The organism is Vagococcus fluvialis bH819 (assembly GCF_900163795.1).
GTDB lineage: Bacteria > Bacillota > Bacilli > Lactobacillales > Vagococcaceae > Vagococcus > Vagococcus fluvialis_A.
This window is the reverse complement of the sequence record NZ_FWFD01000015.1, coordinates 536383-554224: the sequence shown is the minus strand read 5'-3', so window position 1 is coordinate 554224 and position 17842 is coordinate 536383. Positions and strand designations below refer to the sequence as shown.

Annotated in this window: 19 protein-coding genes; 1 reads left to right on the top strand and 18 read right to left on the bottom strand. The window is 35.0% G+C overall.

Features of this window, described 5'->3' with window-relative positions; genetic code table 11:
* Positions 1 to 102: 102 nt before the first annotated feature.
* From FM121_RS12180 to FM121_RS12150, 7 genes are all read right to left on the bottom strand, one after another.
* A complete protein-coding gene (locus FM121_RS12180) occupies positions 103 to 1515 on the bottom strand; it encodes a PTS transporter subunit EIIC (protein ID WP_086952433.1) in 1413 nt (470 codons plus the stop codon).
* Between the two features lie 14 nt (positions 1516 to 1529).
* The gene (locus tag FM121_RS12175; protein WP_086952432.1) at positions 1530 to 3188 is read right to left on the bottom strand and encodes an alpha-glucosidase; all 1659 of its coding nucleotides are present in this window, start codon (positions 3186 to 3188) and stop codon (positions 1530 to 1532) included.
* 55 nt (positions 3189 to 3243) lie between these two features.
* Positions 3244 to 4242: a LacI family DNA-binding transcriptional regulator gene (locus tag FM121_RS12170; RefSeq protein ID WP_086952431.1), complete on the bottom strand. Its 999-nt coding sequence runs from the start codon at positions 4240 to 4242 to the stop codon at positions 3244 to 3246.
* A 70-nt stretch (positions 4243 to 4312) separates the two neighbouring features.
* On the bottom strand, positions 4313 to 4771 hold the full coding sequence (locus tag FM121_RS12165) for a GNAT family N-acetyltransferase (protein WP_086952430.1): 459 nt from the start codon (positions 4769 to 4771) through the stop codon (positions 4313 to 4315).
* Between the two features lie 63 nt (positions 4772 to 4834).
* On the bottom strand, positions 4835 to 5524 hold the full coding sequence (locus FM121_RS12160; protein WP_086952429.1) for a 5'-methylthioadenosine/adenosylhomocysteine nucleosidase: 690 nt from the start codon (positions 5522 to 5524) through the stop codon (positions 4835 to 4837).
* Positions 5525 to 5624: 100 nt separating this feature from the next.
* A complete protein-coding gene (locus FM121_RS12155; RefSeq protein WP_086952428.1) occupies positions 5625 to 6293 on the bottom strand; it encodes an MIP/aquaporin family protein in 669 nt (222 codons plus the stop codon).
* Positions 6294 to 6581: 288 nt separating this feature from the next.
* Positions 6582 to 7457: a helix-turn-helix transcriptional regulator gene (locus FM121_RS12150; RefSeq protein WP_086952427.1), complete on the bottom strand. Its 876-nt coding sequence runs from the start codon at positions 7455 to 7457 to the stop codon at positions 6582 to 6584.
* Positions 7458 to 7568: 111 nt separating this feature from the next.
* Between FM121_RS12150 and FM121_RS12145 the strand changes: the two genes are divergently transcribed.
* Positions 7569 to 8732 carry an iron-containing alcohol dehydrogenase gene (locus FM121_RS12145; RefSeq protein ID WP_086952426.1) on the top strand — a complete coding sequence of 388 codons (1164 nt, stop codon included), beginning with the start codon at positions 7569 to 7571 and terminating at the stop codon, positions 8730 to 8732.
* Positions 8733 to 8837: 105 nt separating this feature from the next.
* On the opposite strand, the gene FM121_RS12140 is transcribed toward FM121_RS12145, so the two are convergent.
* The 11 genes from FM121_RS12140 to fabK all read right to left on the bottom strand — a co-directional run bounded on the left by FM121_RS12140 (position 8838) and on the right by fabK (position 17823).
* The gene (locus tag FM121_RS12140; RefSeq protein WP_086952425.1) at positions 8838 to 9311 is read right to left on the bottom strand and encodes a hypothetical protein; all 474 of its coding nucleotides are present in this window, start codon (positions 9309 to 9311) and stop codon (positions 8838 to 8840) included.
* 155 nt (positions 9312 to 9466) lie between these two features.
* Positions 9467 to 9799 (bottom strand): metal-sulfur cluster assembly factor, encoded by a 333-nt coding sequence (locus tag FM121_RS12135; RefSeq protein WP_086952424.1) that lies wholly within the window; start codon positions 9797 to 9799, stop codon positions 9467 to 9469.
* Positions 9800 to 9957: 158 nt separating this feature from the next.
* A complete protein-coding gene (locus FM121_RS12130) occupies positions 9958 to 10746 on the bottom strand; it encodes an acetyl-CoA carboxylase carboxyl transferase subunit alpha (protein ID WP_086952542.1) in 789 nt (262 codons plus the stop codon).
* Between the two features lie 9 nt (positions 10747 to 10755).
* Complete coding sequence (gene accD, locus FM121_RS12125; RefSeq protein ID WP_086952423.1) at positions 10756 to 11619, bottom strand: acetyl-CoA carboxylase, carboxyltransferase subunit beta; 864 nt, start codon at positions 11617 to 11619, stop codon at positions 10756 to 10758.
* Positions 11620 to 11638: 19 nt separating this feature from the next.
* On the bottom strand, positions 11639 to 12997 hold the full coding sequence (locus FM121_RS12120; RefSeq protein ID WP_086952422.1) for an acetyl-CoA carboxylase biotin carboxylase subunit: 1359 nt from the start codon (positions 12995 to 12997) through the stop codon (positions 11639 to 11641).
* 4 nt (positions 12998 to 13001) lie between these two features.
* Entirely contained in the window at positions 13002 to 13430 is a 429-nt protein-coding gene (fabZ, locus tag FM121_RS12115) for a 3-hydroxyacyl-ACP dehydratase FabZ (RefSeq protein WP_086952421.1), read from the bottom strand.
* Between the two features lie 10 nt (positions 13431 to 13440).
* Positions 13441 to 13914: an acetyl-CoA carboxylase biotin carboxyl carrier protein gene (gene accB / locus FM121_RS12110; protein WP_086952420.1), complete on the bottom strand. Its 474-nt coding sequence runs from the start codon at positions 13912 to 13914 to the stop codon at positions 13441 to 13443.
* Between the two features lie 2 nt (positions 13915 to 13916).
* Entirely contained in the window at positions 13917 to 15155 is a 1239-nt protein-coding gene (fabF, locus tag FM121_RS12105; RefSeq protein WP_086952419.1) for a beta-ketoacyl-ACP synthase II, read from the bottom strand.
* Positions 15156 to 15165: 10 nt separating this feature from the next.
* The gene (fabG, locus tag FM121_RS12100; protein WP_086952418.1) at positions 15166 to 15900 is read right to left on the bottom strand and encodes a 3-oxoacyl-[acyl-carrier-protein] reductase; all 735 of its coding nucleotides are present in this window, start codon (positions 15898 to 15900) and stop codon (positions 15166 to 15168) included.
* A 12-nt stretch (positions 15901 to 15912) separates the two neighbouring features.
* Positions 15913 to 16848 (bottom strand): ACP S-malonyltransferase, encoded by a 936-nt coding sequence (gene fabD / locus FM121_RS12095; RefSeq protein WP_086952417.1) that lies wholly within the window; start codon positions 16846 to 16848, stop codon positions 15913 to 15915.
* 12 nt (positions 16849 to 16860) lie between these two features.
* Positions 16861 to 17823, bottom strand: coding sequence for an enoyl-[acyl-carrier-protein] reductase FabK (fabK, locus tag FM121_RS12090; protein WP_086952416.1), 963 nt, complete (start codon positions 17821 to 17823; stop codon positions 16861 to 16863).
* Positions 17824 to 17842: the final 19 nt, after the last annotated feature.

Here is a 17842-nt window from a genome sequence, read left to right as displayed (position 1 = left end):
GGCTAAGGTTACCTCATCCTTAAGTTGGGTTTTAGAAATTCTTGATAATTAATAAAAAAACAAGTAAAAAATTTCTAATTTTATTCAATAAAAAATCATTAATTACTCTGATACCATAACTTCTTCTGGAACTGCAAATAAGTAGGTGATAATAAAAGCAGTAATAAACGTTGCTATCCCAACAACTATATAGGTAACAAATTGATAGGAATCATAAATGTACATCAATGGAGATAAGATAACAGCTAACCCGTATGAATTAGCTTGAACGCCTAACATCGAAAGAACTGCTCCTCCCATTGCTGAGCAGCCTAACATAACGATCAGTGGTTTAGTTCCATATCTAATTGTAATACCAAACAGCGCTGGCTCGCTAACGCCTAATAATTGTGTAATTCCTGCACTTGTCCCAACTACTTTTACTTTTTTATTTTTCGCTTTTTTACTAATTGCAAAACAAACTGCCGCATTAGAAAATCCATACATCGCACACAACGTTATCAACGGATTAAAACCTGTCTGTGCTAATAAACTTGTTTCAATCATAATAAATAGATGATGCATACCGGTCATTACTGAAAGAGGATAAAGGAAACCAATTAGTAAACCTCCAATCCCAAACGGTAAATGTATCAAATTTTTAACTACAATCACAAGTCCAGATTCTACAAAATGTAAAACAGGTCCTAGTACTAAAAGCCCTAATAGCATCATGCTAAGAATGACAAAAAATGGCGTAAACATCAAATCAAGAGAGTTAGGCATTATTTTTCTTAGTTTAGTTTCGAATTTTGCGCCAATAATCCCCACAACAAGTGCTGTTAAAACACTTCCTTGATAACCTACAATAGGAATAAAACCAAAAGCAATTAACGGCTCTATTCCGCTATTAATATCGGCAACGGCATAAGCGTTAGGTAGCATTGGCGATACCAACATCAAGCCAATCACAAAGCCAATAATTGGTGTCCCACCAAATTTTTTAAAAGCTGACCAACAAATAAGTGCTGGTAAAAAAACAAAAACCGTATCTGTTAAAACGCTCATTAATGTCATTAAATACTCGGGAATCTTATCAGCCGATGTTCCAAAAAATGCTAATACACTCTCATTTAGAATAACACCTTTCAATCCTAAAAAAAGGCCTGTCGCAACAATTCCTGGAATAATAGGGATAAAGATATCAGCTAACGTTCGAATGCCTCTCTTTATTGGATTTCCATCTCTTTTGATCTCTTCTAAGCTAGTCTCTTTATTTTTTAACTTTTGATTGTCAGTCATTAAAGAATCATAAACTTTATTGACAATACCAGTTCCTAAAATAATTTGATATTGACCAGCGTTATAAAAAACACCTTTAACTTCATCTACATTTTCAATTTTTTTATCATCAATACTCTCTCTATCCTTAACTTCTAAACGCAAACGCGTAGCACAGTGAGTCATCGATAAAATATTATCTTCTCCCACTATTTTTAAAATTTCTTGTCCAATTTTTGCATAATCAGTTGTCATTGTCATTCTCTCCTTTAATAACTAAATAGAATACTTTGATAAGGTAATAACGTTATTTCATTGTCTTTATTCTCTAATCCTTGGTGCGAGTTAAAATATAGCTTACTAATCGTTTTATTTAATTTTATTTTTTCTACTTGATCACTAAAATTTGAATAAAGACAGATTTCTTTATCTTTTAATTGTCGAGTATACGCAATTATGTTAGCTGGAACATACTGATGTAAAAAACTAATAGATCCTTCTTTTAATAACTGACTAATTTCAGATTTTTGTCTAAGCTCAATCATTTTTTGATAACCTGTAAAAACAGGATTCTCTTCAGCATTTATTTTAGGATACTCCTCTGTCATTTCAAGCCAAGGTATTTGAGTTGAAAAACCACCATATTGACTATTATCCCATGGCATAGGGGTTCGTGAATTGTCCCTACTTCTTTGATTAACAAAATAAAGAGCTTTTTTCTCAGAAAATCCTTCTTCTAAACTACGTTGGTAGTTATCTATACTCGAAATATCATCAAATTGATTAATCTTTTTTCTTTTCGCATTAACCATGCCAAGTTCTTGACCTTGATAAATAAAGGGTGTTCCTCTTAAAAAGAAATACAGGGAACCTATCCCTAATGCTGCTTCTGAATTTTGATATTTTTTAGCAACAAATTTAGACAACGCTCTAGGTTGATCATGATTTTCTAAAAAGTTAGCACCCCAACCAGCATTTTGTAAAGCTAACTGAGATTTCTCAAGTAAAGATTTAAACTCGTTAACCGTCCAGTTTGTTCTCTTAAACCAATCAGATCCTGATTCAACATCAATATCAGCGTAATGAAAATCAAAAATCATTGAGAAATAACCATCCTCTCCGATATACGTTGGAAACTCTTCATAATTAACACCTGGTGCTTCACCAATCGTGACACAATCATATTTATCAAAAGTCTCACTTCTCAATTCATGAAGAAATTTTTCGATTCCTGGACGATTCCTTGTCTTATTCTTACAAGAAACCAAACCGTCCACTCCATCAGCAGGTAAGCTTTGATAATCTTGATCTTTCTTTATAAACGTAATTGAATCAATCCTAAAGCCTGATATGCCCTTTTCTAACCAGCGATTAATCATCGCGTACAGTTCTGTGCGAACTTCTTTATTTTCCCAGTTTAAATCAGGTTGCTTCTTATCAAAAACATGCATATAGTAACTATTTTCATTTGGTAACTTTTCCCATACTGAACCACCAAAAATTGAGCGCCAATTATTCGGCTGACTCGTTCCTTCCTTAAATATATAATAATCACGGTACTTACTCGTTGGATCTTCCATAGCTTTTTGAAACCAAGGATGTTGATCTGAGGTATGGTTAATAACCAGGTCTAAAATAATCTTAATCCGAAGCTTCTTACTTTCTTTTATAAGTTGATCAAAGTCTGCCATTGTTCCAAATTGAGGATCTATTCCTTCAAAATCTGCTATATCATAGCCGTTATCAACCATAGGGGATGTAAAAATTGGGCAAATCCAAATCATTGTTACTCCTAAAGATTGAATATAAGGTAATTTTTCGGTAATTCCATTAATATCACCTATCCCATCATTATTCGTATCATTAAAACTTTTTGGGTATATTTGATAGACAATTTCATCCTGCCACCATTTTTTTTCTGTTATCATATTCTATTCTCCTTTATGATATCGATACCACAATTGTGGGATTAAAATCCGTCAGCTAAACGGATTCTCTTTCGATTAATTTTAATTTTAATTTATTATCATTAATTTGATATTTTTTGCCATCAATTAATGACAGTAATAAATTAGTTGACTCAATACCTAACGCTTCAACAGGTTGTTCAATTGTTGTTAACGGTATGGACAACATAGAAGTAAATGGTTGATTATCAAATCCAATCACAGCTAAATCTAGTGGGATTTGATACCCTAAATCCAACATTTCAGAAATAATTCCAGATGCGACTTCATCACTATTGGCAAAAATAGCATCTGGTTTTTGGTTTGTAGGTAATTGTGATAATTGATTAACAATTTTTCGACCATCTGAAATTGTATGAACCCGTTGAAATATCCATTTTTTATTAAATGTTTGCTTGTTCAAAGTAATTGCTCGTTCAAAGCCTTTTGTTCGAGTACTTCCATGACCATCGACCTCAAAATTTCCACCAGTACAATAAGCAATTTTTTTATAGCCTTTTTCAATTAAATATTCTATTCCTTCAAAAGTTGCTTGTTCTTGATCAGTAACTACTTGAGGGATTGTCATATCACTAACTTTTTCATTACATAATACAATGGGACCAAATTTTTGATAATCTTTAATAGCCTCAATATCACTCTCAACAGAACACATAATTAAGCCAGAAACAACTTGTTGTTTTAACATCTCTAAACAATTTTTCTCTGCTTCTAACTCGTCATACGTTTGCATGATTAAAACGCGATATCCTGATTGGACAGCTTTTTTTTCAATAGCATCAACTAAATAAGAGAAAAAAGGATTTGTGATTCTGGACACTATTACACCAATTGTTTTGCTTTTTCTTGATCTTAGCTGAGTTGCAATTGAACTAGGCGTATAATCTAGCACTCGCATGGCTTCCTTGATTCGACTCTTTTTATCTTCCGAAATATATGGATGATCATTTAAATATCTAGAAACTGTGGAAACTGAAAGCCCCGCTTCTTTAGCGACATCTTTAATCGTTGCCATAAGTCACCTCTTTTTATGATATCGATTTCATATATAATTTACTCTATTTTTATATTCATGTCAACTCATTTTATTTTTTAAATATTATTGAGTACGATCCTTCACCATAATCTTTTTTACCATCTTTTTCAAATCCTAGTTTTTCATAAAAGAAATGATTACTCAATGAATAGGCTGGAGTTTCTAAAAGCCAATTTTCTGAACCAAATCTGTTTTCGATTTTTTTCCAAACTGCAGTTCCATAACCCTGTCCTATAAATTCTGGAAAAACACAGAAATAGCGTACTTCCCTCTGTTTACTATCCAAGACAATGAGTCCAATGACTGTCTCTTTCTCTAAAATAAACCACTTTTCCCAGTTTTTTTCAGTTAATATTCTAAGTGCTAATGTACCATCATTATATCCTGGTGGGCCATCTTCTTGATCTTTCCCAAAGTACAATTGCGTATCAAAATTGAAAGATTTCGTCAAAATTTTTGTAATTAGTACTTGATCTTTATTAGTAATTAATTTCAATGTTACATTCAACTGACTGAGACCTCCTTAATCCAGATAACTTTTGGGTCTTTGCGATTTCTCGGATAGTTAATTTCAATCAACCCACTCATTACTTATTATTTTAAATCCATCTAAAACGTTTAAAAGATTTTTCCCTACTAAATTACTAGCTTTGATTTCAAAATTTTCATATGAATCATTTGCTTTATCATCTGCCAAATCAGAAATGCACCTTAAAGCAATAAAAGGGACTTCATTTAAGTAGCAGCAATGAGCGATAGAGCTTGTTTCCATATCAACTGATATGGATTGAAAGTTATGTTTAATAAATTCTTTTTCTTTTTTATCAGCAATAAAAGATTCTCCTGAAGTCATGACACCATCATGAACAGAAGGGATTTTCATTTTTATTAATTCAAATAAATTATTATTAGCTAAGAACGAGTGCTGATTAGGAAATAAATTCTCTGTTTGCTCGATATTAACATCATGATGACGGTATGAACTACCTACAACTAAATCTAAAGTTTTTACCCTTTCTCCTAGCCCACCTGCAATTCCAATATTAATCACATAATCAGGCTCATAATTATCGATTAGAAGCTGTGTATAGACTGCTGCATTCACTTTCCCAACACCACAAACAACGCAAATGAGCTCTATTTCTTCGTAATTACCGATAAAGAAATGATTCATTTTTTTATCATGGATTTTTTCTACATCAATATTTTCTAAAACATATTCCAACTCGGATGGCATTGCGGAAATAATACCTATTCTCATAAAAATTCCCCTTTTCTAATTCTCTAATCTATTCTATCAATCTTAATAAACAAGGTAAATAAAAAAACTCCTATCCTGAGATAGAAGTTTTATCTAATAATTATTTTTCTTCACTGCCCATAAATTTCGCTGCGACTGCTGCCACTGCTGAACCAACCAATGGAGCTAGTAAGTATACCCAGTAGTTTGATAATGCACTGCCACCAGCAAAAATAGCTGGACCAAAACTACGAGCTGGATTTAATGAACCACCCGTTACATTTAAAGCCACAATAATTAAGAATGCCAACACTGTACCAATTGCAATTGGTGCTAATGTTTGGTTACCAAATTTGGTACTTGTTACCATTAAAATAACAAAAACAAATAAAAATGTAATAATTGCTTCAAATAAAAAGGCTTGCATTGCTGAAACATTAGGAAAATCTGTTTGACCGAATCCGTCTCTTGGTAAATCTAATGCTTTGATGAAAATTGATAAAACACCTGAAGCTGCAATTGCACCGATAAATTGAGCGATAATATAAAAAATACCATCTTTTACTTCTAAACGTTTGTTCATCATCATTGCTAATGATACTGCTGGGTTAAAGTTACCACCAGAAACACCACCAACAGCACACACCATCACCATAACTGCCATTCCAAATGCTAAGCCGATACCCAAGTAACCAATTGCTGTTTCTCCAGAATTAGCAATTGCTACTGTTCCAGTTCCTAAAAATACAAGAACGAACGTTCCTATAAATTCCGCTAAATATTTTTTCATAAATTATCCCCCTACGTTTTTTAACCTTTAATTAAGATTAAAAAATACTGTTTTTATGTGCTTTGATTAAGCACTTTTAAAGTATATCTAAATAAAAAAACAGCGTACATTTAATTGCTTGAATCCTTTTTCTCAAAGAGGGTTATCGAATGAATAAAATTCACACAAATTATTATTTTGATGTTTAAAAAACCGTTATTATCATCGTTAAATAAATAGTGTTTAGATTTTTTTGTATTAATGAAAAAAATAGCTTGTTATATAAAAGGAATCAGATGCCTACTAAATTTATCTCATTATTTTTGATAATTCAGATAATTTATTACTTGTTTCTGGATCCGTACCCAAATAGACAACCAATTGTGTATTCGGATATTCAGGAATTAGTAGAGTTTTTACTTCTAAATTTAAATTCCCCACAACTGGGTGATTCAACTGTTTCTTTTTACCATTAGGGGGAGAAATATTATAATTTTGCCACCACTTCTCAAATTCAGGTGAAACATTCTTTAAATTTTCTATAAACTCACTATACCAACTATCCCCTATATGAGAACGGCTACTATATCTGAATAAAGCAACTGAGCGCTTCGCCTCTTCTTCCCATTCAAGCATCAATTCCTTTTGATACGGATTTGTAAACATCGTCCAGATAAGATTTTTTTCATGCCATGGTAAACTATCATATGATCTAACTGTAGGAGCAACAAATAGCTTATACGCATTTTGATTTCCTGCAACTAGATTCCAGCAGTTATCAATCACATACGCTGGATTATTTCCAAAAGAATCTAAAATCTCTTGAACTTCGTATCTTTCTGGTTGATAGATTTGCCCAACCTCCGGAATATTTTGATTTTTAGAAAGTTGAAATAAGTACTCTCTCTCTGCTTTATCAAATACTAAAACATGGGCGATACTGCTTAACACTTCATCAGAAACACTTATTTCTCGACCTTGTTCAAGCCATGTATACCAAGACACACTAACTCCAGCTATCTGAGCTAGCTCTTCTCTTCTTAATCCTGGTGTCCGTCTTTTTCCAGTAGCTATAATTCCTACATCTTCAGGTTTTGTCTTTTCTCTACGTTGTCGTAAAAATTCGCCTAACACTTTTCTTCGGTTTAAATCTGCATTTTCTGATTCACTATGATTTTTTGTCATAGGATAATCTCACTCCTTGTTGGGTAAAAATTCGTTTGCCATAATGATATCACACAGAAGAAAAAATAATTAAATTTATTCTTTTGAAAAAATAGGAATAGAGGAATCATTATGCAAAATTTTGAATTTAAAAACCCAACAAAAATATTATTCGGTAAAAATCAATTGGAAAAATTAAACCAAGAGATTCCACAAAATGCTAAAATTTTAATTCTCTACGGCAGCTCAAGTGCGAAAGAAAGTGGAGTATTAGATGAGATTAAAACCCAACTTACTGAATTTAACTACTCTGAATTTGGTGGCATCGAGCCCAATCCAACCTATGAAAATTTAATGGAAATCGTCGACTTTGTTAAAGAAAATCAATTTACTTTCCTTTTAGCAGTAGGTGGCGGCTCTGTTATTGACGGAACTAAATTTATAGCAGCTGCTTCTTGTTTTGAAGGAGAGACTGCTTCAGATATTCTAGTTAAGCAAGTACCCGTGACAAAAGCATTACCCTTAGGAACTATTTTAACTTTATCTGGTACAGGAACTGAGATGAATGGAGAAGCTGTTATTTCAGTTCAAACAGAAGGCTCTAAAATTCCATTTAGAAGCCCAGCAATTTATCCTAAATTTTCAATACTTGATCCCACATATACCTATAGTGCTCCGCTTAATCAAGTGAGTAATGGGATTGTTGACACATTTACTCATATTATGGAACAGTATTTAACTTATCCAGTGGATGCCTATGTTCAGGACCGATTTGCAGAAAGTTTATTAATAATACTTATTGAAGAAGGGCCAAAAGTACTTCACACACCGACTGACTATGCTTTACGAGCTAATTTAATGTGGACATCTACCATGGCAATCAACGGAATAATTGGTGCCGGTGTGCCACAAGATTGGTCAACTCATATTATTGGACATGCGATTACTGCTGCCTACAAAATCGATCATGGTAAAACAATGGGAGCCATTTTACCTGCCATGTTAGAAGTTCAAAAAAATGAAAAGCGTGAAAAATTGATTCAATATGCTAAACGCGTTTGGAAGATTGAAAAAGGATCAGAAGATGAGATGATTGCGTTAAGTATTATTAAGACAAAAGAATTTTTTGACATGATGGGTGTTTCTACTCAATTATCTACATATGGTTTAGATAGGTCTATCATTCCTACTGTCATCCACTCCCTAGAGCCATTAACAGATTTAGGTATTACATTAGGAGAAAGAGGCACGTTGACTTTGGATAAAGTAGCACAGGTTTTAGAACTTGCTTTGTAGTATGATCAATTAATAAATTTTGTATTATTTGAATCTAAAATAGAAAATATGAAAACGAACTTGAATTCTTTTGAATATTAGTTCATTTCATGACCTTCTATTTTGTTAATCAATTATTTTTTTATATTCAATAGGCTTAGAAAGGCCAACTGGTCTATCTTCCTGTTTTTTATCAGAAAAAAATGCTTCATTCACGCCAAAACTAGCAGTTATTGTATTTTCAGCAGAAAAAGTGAATGTAAAACGAGTCTCTTTGTCCTCAGATAATGCTGAAATGACATCCTGAGATATTGATTCTAGTTGTAATAATTGAGGTTCTTTTCCTTCTAAATTATCCGCATATTCTATTGAATCACTTGATTTTTTTTCGATAGATAAATAATACTTTTCTGGTTCATGTTGTGATTGCCAATTTCCAGCTAAATCAGATATTTTTAGTCTATTTCCATTTTCATTAGATTCTTCAGTCTTTTTTGATGATGATTGATTGACTCCTAGATCATTTTTTGGTTGGTTTGATGAACAAGCAGATAGAACTACAGTTAAAGCTAATAAAAAAATAATATTTCTTTTATTCATTCTAATTCTCCTTTTACAAATTATTTTATAGATACGTTTATTGTACTATAAATTTTCTATTAATAGTGTTATTCTTCAAAATTAGTTATTAAGAATTCTTTTAAAAAACACCATCATCAATTTTTAAAACTGATGATGGTGTTTCAATATTCATCCTACTTAATCCCCAAAGATATCCTCGCATATCTCGACATTCTATCAGTCGTCCATGCAGGGTACCAGACTAGTTTCACGTCAATTTCTTTCACTTCATCTACTTCACCAACAGCTAAGTGAATTTGGTCAGTGATAACGTCTGCTAAAGGACAACCCATTGTTGTTAGGGTCATTTTAACCTCACAGTAGCCAGTATCATCTAAGTTTACTTCATATATAAGCCCCAGGTTGACAATATCAATACCTAATTCAGGGTCAATTACCGTTTCTAAAGAAGCTAAAATATCATCTTTAATTTTTTCTAATTCTTCGTCAGTCCATTTTTCACTCATTTGTTTATACTCCTCTCGAATACACCTTTATACTAACTGAGTTAATTTCACTTGTAAACAAGATCGTTAACTAGTTGATTCATGTTAAATTATAGCACAAATTTTAAGCATTTTAATAAATAAAAAACCAAAAAAGAGAATTGTCTCTTTTTTGGTTTTTAAAATTTTCTAAATCGTTCATAGCGTTGTTCAATTAGTTCTTCTTGGGTCATTTTATTTAGAACCGCTAACTTGGCTAGTAGTTCTTCTTTTAAATTCTCACAGATTTCTTCAACACTTAAATTTTCTTCATCTCTTGTTTCTGGAATAATTTTTTCAATCACTTCCAGTTCTTTTAAATCAAAAGAAGTCAGTTTCATGATTTCAGCTGCTTCTTCTGCACGACTGCTATCTTTCCATAAAATCGAAGCAAATCCTTCTGGTGATAGAATTGAGTAAATACTGTTTTCAAGCATCCAGACTTCATTTGCGACAGCTAGTGCAATGGCGCCACCGCTACCGCCTTCACCTGTAAAAATCGAAATGATTGGCACTTTTAATTGGCTCATCTCATAAAGATTGTTTGCAATTGCTTCTCCTTCACCACGCTCTTCTGCTTCAATACCACAAAAGGCACCTGGCGTATTTACAAAAGTGATAATCGGACGATTGAATTTTTCGGCTTGTTTCATTAATCTAAGAGATTTTCGATAACCTTCTGGACTTGGTGAGCCAAAATTAGTCGCTAGATTTTCTTCTAAGTTCTTTCCTTTTTGAATTCCGATAACAGTAACTGGTTGTTGTTCTAGAAAAGCAACACCACCAATAACTGCACCATCATCTCCGTAATATCGATCTCCGTGAAGTTCAGTAAATGAGTCAAAGAGGCCTTCGAAAAATTCTAAGGAACTAATTCGATTAGCATCACGAGCAAGTTTTACAATTTCATTAGCTGTTTTTGTTCTCATCATGGCTCTTTACTCCCTTCCTTGGTGTATTGATAACAATAAAGTTAAGGTTTCTCTTAATTCAGTTCTTGGAACGATCTTATCAATAAAACCTTTTTCTAGTAAAAACTCAGCTTTTTGAAAATCATCTGGTAATTTTTGTCTAATCGTCTGTTCAATCACTCGTCGTCCTGCAAAGCCAATCACCGTTTGTGGTTCAGCCAGAATAATATCTCCTTGCATAGCAAAACTAGCCGTTACACCACCCAATGTTGGATCTGTTAAAACAGGAATATAAAGTAAGCCTGCTTCACTATGACGTTTGACTGCACCAGAAATTTTTGCCATTTGCATTAGAGACATAATCCCTTCTTGCATTCTCGCACCACCAGAAGCTGTAAACATAATCACTGGTAAATTTAAAAACCTCGCTTTTTCAAAAGCTCGAGTGATTTTTTCCCCCACAACGCTACTCATACTTCCCATGATAAATCGACTATCCATCACACCAATCACCACATCGAATCCGCCAATTTTAGCTTTTCCTGTAAGAACTGCTTCATCAAGCCCCGTATTTTCTTTTGCTATCGAGATCTTTTTTTCATAATCTGGATAGTTAATCGGATTTTTAAAGGCAATATCTGTATCCCAAACTTCAAAACTATCCTCATCTACAATCAAGGATAGTCGTTGTTTTGCCCCAATTCTAAATCCATAGCCACAATGATGACAGGTTCTTTCTGTTCCTAGTTCTTTCTTGTGAAGTGCTTTATGACAACTAGGACACTTCTCCCAAGAGCCATCGGGTACAAATGGTTTCTGTTGCATTGTCTCTTCATTAGAATCTGGGGATGGAGTGATACGAATATAGTCTCTTTTTTTAAATAATCCCATATCTCTCCTCCTTCATTAATTACTGATGCCATTCAGGTAAAAAGGTTTCCTGTAAGAAACTAGTATCATAAATACCCTTAATAATATCTGGATGGGTAATCAGATCCAGTTGGAATTCTTGATTCGTAACCAAACCATCTGTCACGAGTTCTGATAAAGCTCGTTGCATTTTAGCTAAAGCTTCGACACGCGTTTCAGCATGAACAATCACTTTGGCAATCATCGAATCATAGTAAGGAGGAATCGTGTAACCATTATACATGGCACTATCCACTCTAAGTCCTAAACCACCACTTGGTAATAAAAGATTAGTTACTGTTCCAGGTGAAGGAGCAAAGTTGAATGACGGATTTTCAGCGTTTATTCGACATTCTATTGAATGCCCTTCTAACACAACCTCTTTTTGCTCGATTGCTAAAACTTCACCAGAAGCAATTTTTAATTGCCACTTGACAATATCGATGTCTGTAACCATTTCTGTAACAGGATGTTCTACTTGAATTCTTGTGTTCATCTCCATAAAATAAAAATTATTTTCTTGATCAACTAAAAATTCGATCGTTCCAGCATTTTCGTAATTTACAGCAGTAGCTGCTTTGAGTGCTGCCTGACCCATTTTTTGGCGTAACTCTTCAGGTAAACCAAAGGCTGGTGCTTCTTCTAAGACTTTTTGATTATTTCTTTGGAGGGAACAATCTCTCTCGCCTAGATGAATCACATGACCATGACTATCACCTAAAATTTGGACTTCAATGTGACGGGCTGGATAAATAATTTTTTCAATATACATTTGACCGTTACCAAAAGCTGCTAAGGCTTCTTGTTGGGCAGATTGGAACTGAGATTCTAATTCCTCTTCTTTCAAGACTTTTCGAATCCCTTTGCCACCCCCACCTGCAGCAGCTTTTAACATTACTGGGTAGCCAATACTATCAGCTATTTTTTTTGCTTCTTTCATGGTTGAAACTTCTCCATCACTACCTGGAATGACGGGTACATTTGCTTCGATCATTAATTTTCTAGCATTAATTTTATTTCCCATAGCATCTATTGTTTCTGATTTTGGGCCAATAAATTTAATTTGGCATTCTTCACACATTTCAGAGAACATGCTGTTTTCAGCTAAAAAACCAAAACCTGGATGAATCGCCTCAGCGCCACTTACAATCGCAGCACTTAAAACGTTGTGCATATTTAAATAAGAATCCGTTGCTTTAGCTGGGCCAATACAGATTGCTTCATCTGCCATCTCTACATGAAGAGCTTCTTTGTCAGCTTCTGAATAGACGGCTACTGTTTTAATCCCTAGTTCCTTACAGCCTCTGATAATTCTGACAGCAATTTCTCCTCGATTGGCAATTAAAACTTTATTAAACATAGACTTACGCTCCAATAATAAATGTCATTAAAGCCGTACACACTTTTTTTCCGTCAACAGATGCTGTTGCTTTACCAACACCAATGTTACCTTTTTGTTTGATGATTTCCATTTCCATCACTAACACGTCCCCTGGTACTACTTTTTGACGGAATTTAACTTTATCAATCCCACCTAGGTAACCTGTTTGACCTTGGAATTCTTCACTCTTAAGTAAAGGTATTGATCCTGTTTGAGCTAAAGCTTCTAAAATTAAAACACCTGGCATAACAGGCTCTCCTGGGAAATGACCTGGGAAGAAATGCTCATTGTAAGTAACATTTTTAATCGCTTTAACATACTTTCCTGGTTCTAATTCAGTTACTCTATCTACCATCATAATTGGGTAGCGGTTTGGTATAATTTCCATAATTTCTTGTACATTTAATTGCATAGTTATCCTCCTAGGCGATACGGAATAAGGCTTGACCAAATTCAACGACATCTTCATTTTCTATTAGTATTTCTGTAACCACACCGGCTACATCACTTTTTATTTCATTCATAATTTTCATTGCTTCAACAATACAAAGTGTATCACCAACCGCAACCTTATCTCCAACATTGACAAATTTAGGGGCGCTTGGGTCACTTGATGTATAAATAACTCCCACAATTGGAGAGGTTACCACTTCTCCTTCAGCGGCTGGTACTACTTGAGCTTGTGCTTCTGCAATTATGGGTTTAACTACTGGATTGTTTTCAGAAGCAGTAGGTACCTCCACTGCTATTGGTTGTGATGGCGACATTTGTTGAACTTGGCGACTCGTTTCATTCTTACTTAAGTAAAGACTTAAATCTCCTTGTTTCAGATCTAATTCACGAACACTACCAGCTTCAAACAACTCTAATAATTCTTTAATATCAGTAAACGACAAAATTACTCACCTCGCCATTTCTTCATACAGATTACAGCGTTATGTCCACCAAATCCTAAAGAGTTGCTCAACGTGTATTCCACTTCTTGTTTACGACCAACTTGTGGCACGTAATCTAAGTCACAGCCTTCTCCTGGATTTTCTAAACCAATTGTTGGTGGAATGAAATCTGCTTCAATCGCTGCTAAACAAGCAATTGCTTCCACTGCTCCAGCTGCACCTAATAAATGTCCTACCATGCTTTTCGTACTTGAAATAGGCACATTTTTAGCTTCATCACCTAGGGCATATTTGATTGCTGTTGTTTCTCCACTATCATTAGCTGGTGTACTTGTTCCGTGGGCATTAATGTAGCTGACTTGGCTAGGAGTAATTCCAGCTTCGTCCATCGCTAATTTCATACATTTTCCAGCACCAGAACCATCTGGATTTGGGCTTGTAATATGATATGAATCACCATTAGTACCATATCCTACGATTTCTCCGTAAATTTTAGCTCCACGTTTTAAGGCGTGTTCTAATTCTTCTAAAACAATCACAGCACTACCTTCACCCATTACAAAACCGCTGCGATCTTTATCGAAAGGAATAGAGGCACGATTGGGATCAGTTTCCGGTGTTAAAGCAGTTAGTGAAGCAAATCCAGAAATACCGATTTCACAGACAGTCGCTTCTGCCCCACCGGCTAAAATAGCGTCAGAGTAACCATGTTTAATATTACGGAAAGCTTCCCCAATAGCATTAGTTGCTGAGGCACAAGCCGTCACGATTGAAGAGCAAATACCTTTAGCTCCCACTTTAATTGAAATGTTTCCAGCTGCCATATTCCCGATTGCCATTGGCACAAAGAAGGGTGCGACACGTTTTGGTCCTTTGTCATGCATTCTGATGACTTGGTTTTGAATTGTTTCCATCCCACCAATACCAGAACTGACTATCACACCTAGACGATCTGCATCGATCTCATCAATTTTTAAACCGCTATCTTCCATGGCTTGTGTCGCTGCGGCTATGCCGTAAACAGAGAACATATCCATCCGTTTAGCTTCTTTTTTCTCCATGTATAAAGTGGGATCAAAGTCTTTAACTTCTCCTGCAACTGTAATGCCTGTTTGGCTAGCGTCAAAGCGTTTAATTGGAGCAATCCCATTTTTCCCAGCTAAAACATTCTTTTTAAATTCTTCTGCTGTATTTCCTAAAGGTGTCACTGCACCCATTCCTGTAACTACAACTCTTCTCATGAGTTACCTCCTAGCCATTCATGACCATGCCACCATCTACGTTGATGACCTGACCTGTGATGTATTTGTTTGTTGCTAAAAAGACAGCCGCTCTTGCGATATCTTCAACTTGACCTAATTTTTTCAAAGGAATTTGAGCAATGGTTGCTTCTTTCACTTTGTCACTTAAAACATCCGTCATATCTGTTTCAATAAAACCAGGGGCAATGGCATTACAAGTAATTCCACGAGATGATAATTCTCTTGCCACTGATTTAGTTAAACCAATCACACCCGCTTTACTAGCTGCATAATTAGCCTGTCCAGCATTTCCAGTCAAACCAACCACGCTAGACATATTGATAATAGTCCCAGATTTTTGTTTTAACATAATGCTTGAAGCATGTTGAATCGTATTAAATGTTCCTTTAAGGTTCACGTTAATCACTGAATCAAACTCTTCTTCTTTCATTCGCATAAGTAACATGTCGCGCGTAATCCCCGCATTATTGATTAACACGTCTACTGAGCCAAAAACTTCTTTGGCTTCTGTAATCAGTTTTTTAGCTTCTTCAAAATGTTGAATATCTCCTAGAACCACATGTGTTTTCACACCATGAGATTCAATTTCAGAAATTAATTCTTGATCTATTTCTTTTCTTGCATTTAAGACAATATTGGCGCCATTCTTGGCAAATTCAATCGCTAATCCACGACCGATTCCTCTTGAACTTCCAGTAATAACTACTGTTTGATTGTTTAACAAGTTGTCATCTCCTTAATCCTTAGCTAATCGTTCTGATAAGCGGTTTAATGTTTTTATATCTTCCACGTTTTGAATGATCATTTTTTTATTGATTTTTTTAATAAAGCTACTTAATGTTTTTCCAGGTCCGATTTCGATAAACGTATCCACACCTGATTCAATCATAGTATTAATACACTCTTCAAAATACACTGGAGACATCACTTGCTTCGTTAACGTCTCGACTAAAGCATCTTTATCAAAAATAACAGCCCCTGTTACATTAGTAACAACAGGAATCTCCATCTCTTTAAAGGGTACTTCTTTTAAAATCATTTCTAATTCTTGTGCTGCTGTTTCTAACAGAGGCGTATGGAAAGGTCCACTTACTGTTAAAGGAATGACACGTTTAGCACCAGCTTCAGCTAATATTTCTTCAGCTTTAGCTACCCCCTCTTTATAGCCGCCAATCACAATTTGTCCTGGCATATTAAAATTAGCAGGATAGACACCTTTAACTTTTGAGGCTTCTAAACAAGCTGATTGAATCGTTTCACGATCTAATCCCATCACTGCTGTCATAGCACCCACACCTTGAGGGACAGCTTCTTGCATTAACTTACCTCGTTTATTTACCAAGATGATAGCTTCCTCAAAAGTTAAAGCCCGACTTTCAACTAAGGCTGTGTACTCACCTAAACTTAGACCAGCCACTACAGTCGGCTTAATCTTCAACTCATTTTTAATCATCTCAGAAATCGCCACACTCATCGCTAAAATAATAGGTTGCGTGTATTCAGTCAGATTCAATTTCTCTTCATCGTCAAACATAATTTCGGCAATGTTGATTCCCAAAACATCACTGGCTTGATCTATTCTATTTTTGAAATATTCTGACTCTTCATAAAAATTCTTTCCCATGCCAAGGTATTGAGCCCCTTGACCACTAAATACAAATCCAATTGTCATGTTTGACTCCTTTTAGCCCCAAACTTTAGAGCGTTCGTTTAATACTTCTTTGGTCTCTGTCATTAATTCTTGAATGATCTCATCACAACTTTGAGCGTCTGTTTTAATCATCCCAGCAATTTGGCCAGCCATCATTGAGCTGTTTTTAGTATCCCCATCGATTACGGCTCGCTTTAGAGCACCTTTCCCTAAATCTTCTAAACGATCAAAATCTGGATTCTCTTGTCCGCCTTCAAAACGTTCTGCTTTTTCAAAGTCTTTTGTTAGTTTATTTTTTAAACCACGAACTGGATGGCCTGTTAACATACCAGTAATCACTGTATCTATATCTTTAGCTTTAACAACTTTTTCTTTAAAGTTATCGTGAGCAATTGATTCTGTTGATACTAAGAAACGCGTTCCTAATTGAACAGCTTCTGCCCCTAACATCAAAGCTGCTGCTACACCACGGCCATCACCAATCCCACCAGCTGCAATCACTGGAATTGAAACGGCATCGACAACTTGCGGAACCAACGTCATAGTTGTTGATTTACCGATATGACCACCGCCCTCCATACCTTCAACGACAACGGCATCTGCACCCACTTTTTCCATGCGACGAGCTTGTGCAACTGAAGCGACAACTGGAATAACAATAATGCCAGCTTCTTTAAAACGTTTCATGTAATTACCTGGTGAACCTGCACCTGTTGTGATAACTTTTACTTTTTCCTCAATGACTAAATCAATAATGTCTTCTACAAAAGGTGACATCATCATGATGTTTACCCCAAATGTTTTATTCGTTAATTTTTTAGCAATATCAATCTTTTCTTTAATAATTTCTTTCGGAGCATGTCCTGATGCAATCAGTCCTAACCCACCAGCGTTTGCCACCGCACTCGCTAATTTCTCTTCCGCTACCCAAGCCATTGCTCCTTGGAAAATCGGATAATCTATATCTAACATCTCACATAATCTTGATTTTTCCATCATTTCACCCTCTCGATTG

Coding starts and splice junctions, on each gene's coding strand:
- FM121_RS12160 (WP_086952429.1), bottom strand. CDS start 5,524: ATGAGAATAGGTATTATTTCCGCAATGCCATCCGAGTTGGAATATGTT.
- FM121_RS12150 (WP_086952427.1), bottom strand. CDS start 7,457: ATGACAAAAAATCATAGTGAATCAGAAAATGCAGATTTAAACCGAAGA.
- FM121_RS12120 (WP_086952422.1), bottom strand. CDS start 12,997: ATGTTTAATAAAGTTTTAATTGCCAATCGAGGAGAAATTGCTGTCAGA.
- FM121_RS12170 (WP_086952431.1), bottom strand. CDS start 4,242: ATGGCAACGATTAAAGATGTCGCTAAAGAAGCGGGGCTTTCAGTTTCC.
- FM121_RS12140 (WP_086952425.1), bottom strand. CDS start 9,311: ATGAATAAAAGAAATATTATTTTTTTATTAGCTTTAACTGTAGTTCTA.
- fabF (WP_086952419.1), bottom strand. CDS start 15,155: ATGAGAAGAGTTGTAGTTACAGGAATGGGTGCAGTGACACCTTTAGGA.
- fabK (WP_086952416.1), bottom strand. CDS start 17,823: ATGGAAAAATCAAGATTATGTGAGATGTTAGATATAGATTATCCGATT.
- FM121_RS12135 (WP_086952424.1), bottom strand. CDS start 9,799: ATGAGTGAAAAATGGACTGACGAAGAATTAGAAAAAATTAAAGATGAT.
- FM121_RS12155 (WP_086952428.1), bottom strand. CDS start 6,293: ATGAAAAAATATTTAGCGGAATTTATAGGAACGTTCGTTCTTGTATTT.
- fabD (WP_086952417.1), bottom strand. CDS start 16,848: ATGACAATTGGATTTGTATTTAGTGGTCAAGGGGCTCAATACCTTGGC.
- accD (WP_086952423.1), bottom strand. CDS start 11,619: ATGGGATTATTTAAAAAAAGAGACTATATTCGTATCACTCCATCCCCA.
- FM121_RS12175 (WP_086952432.1), bottom strand. CDS start 3,188: ATGATAACAGAAAAAAAATGGTGGCAGGATGAAATTGTCTATCAAATA.
- FM121_RS12130 (WP_086952542.1), bottom strand. CDS start 10,746: ATGAGAACAAAAACAGCTAATGAAATTGTAAAACTTGCTCGTGATGCT.
- FM121_RS12145 (WP_086952426.1), top strand. CDS start 7,569: ATGCAAAATTTTGAATTTAAAAACCCAACAAAAATATTATTCGGTAAA.
- fabZ (WP_086952421.1), bottom strand. CDS start 13,430: ATGCAATTAAATGTACAAGAAATTATGGAAATTATACCAAACCGCTAC.
- FM121_RS12180 (WP_086952433.1), bottom strand. CDS start 1,515: ATGACAACTGATTATGCAAAAATTGGACAAGAAATTTTAAAAATAGTG.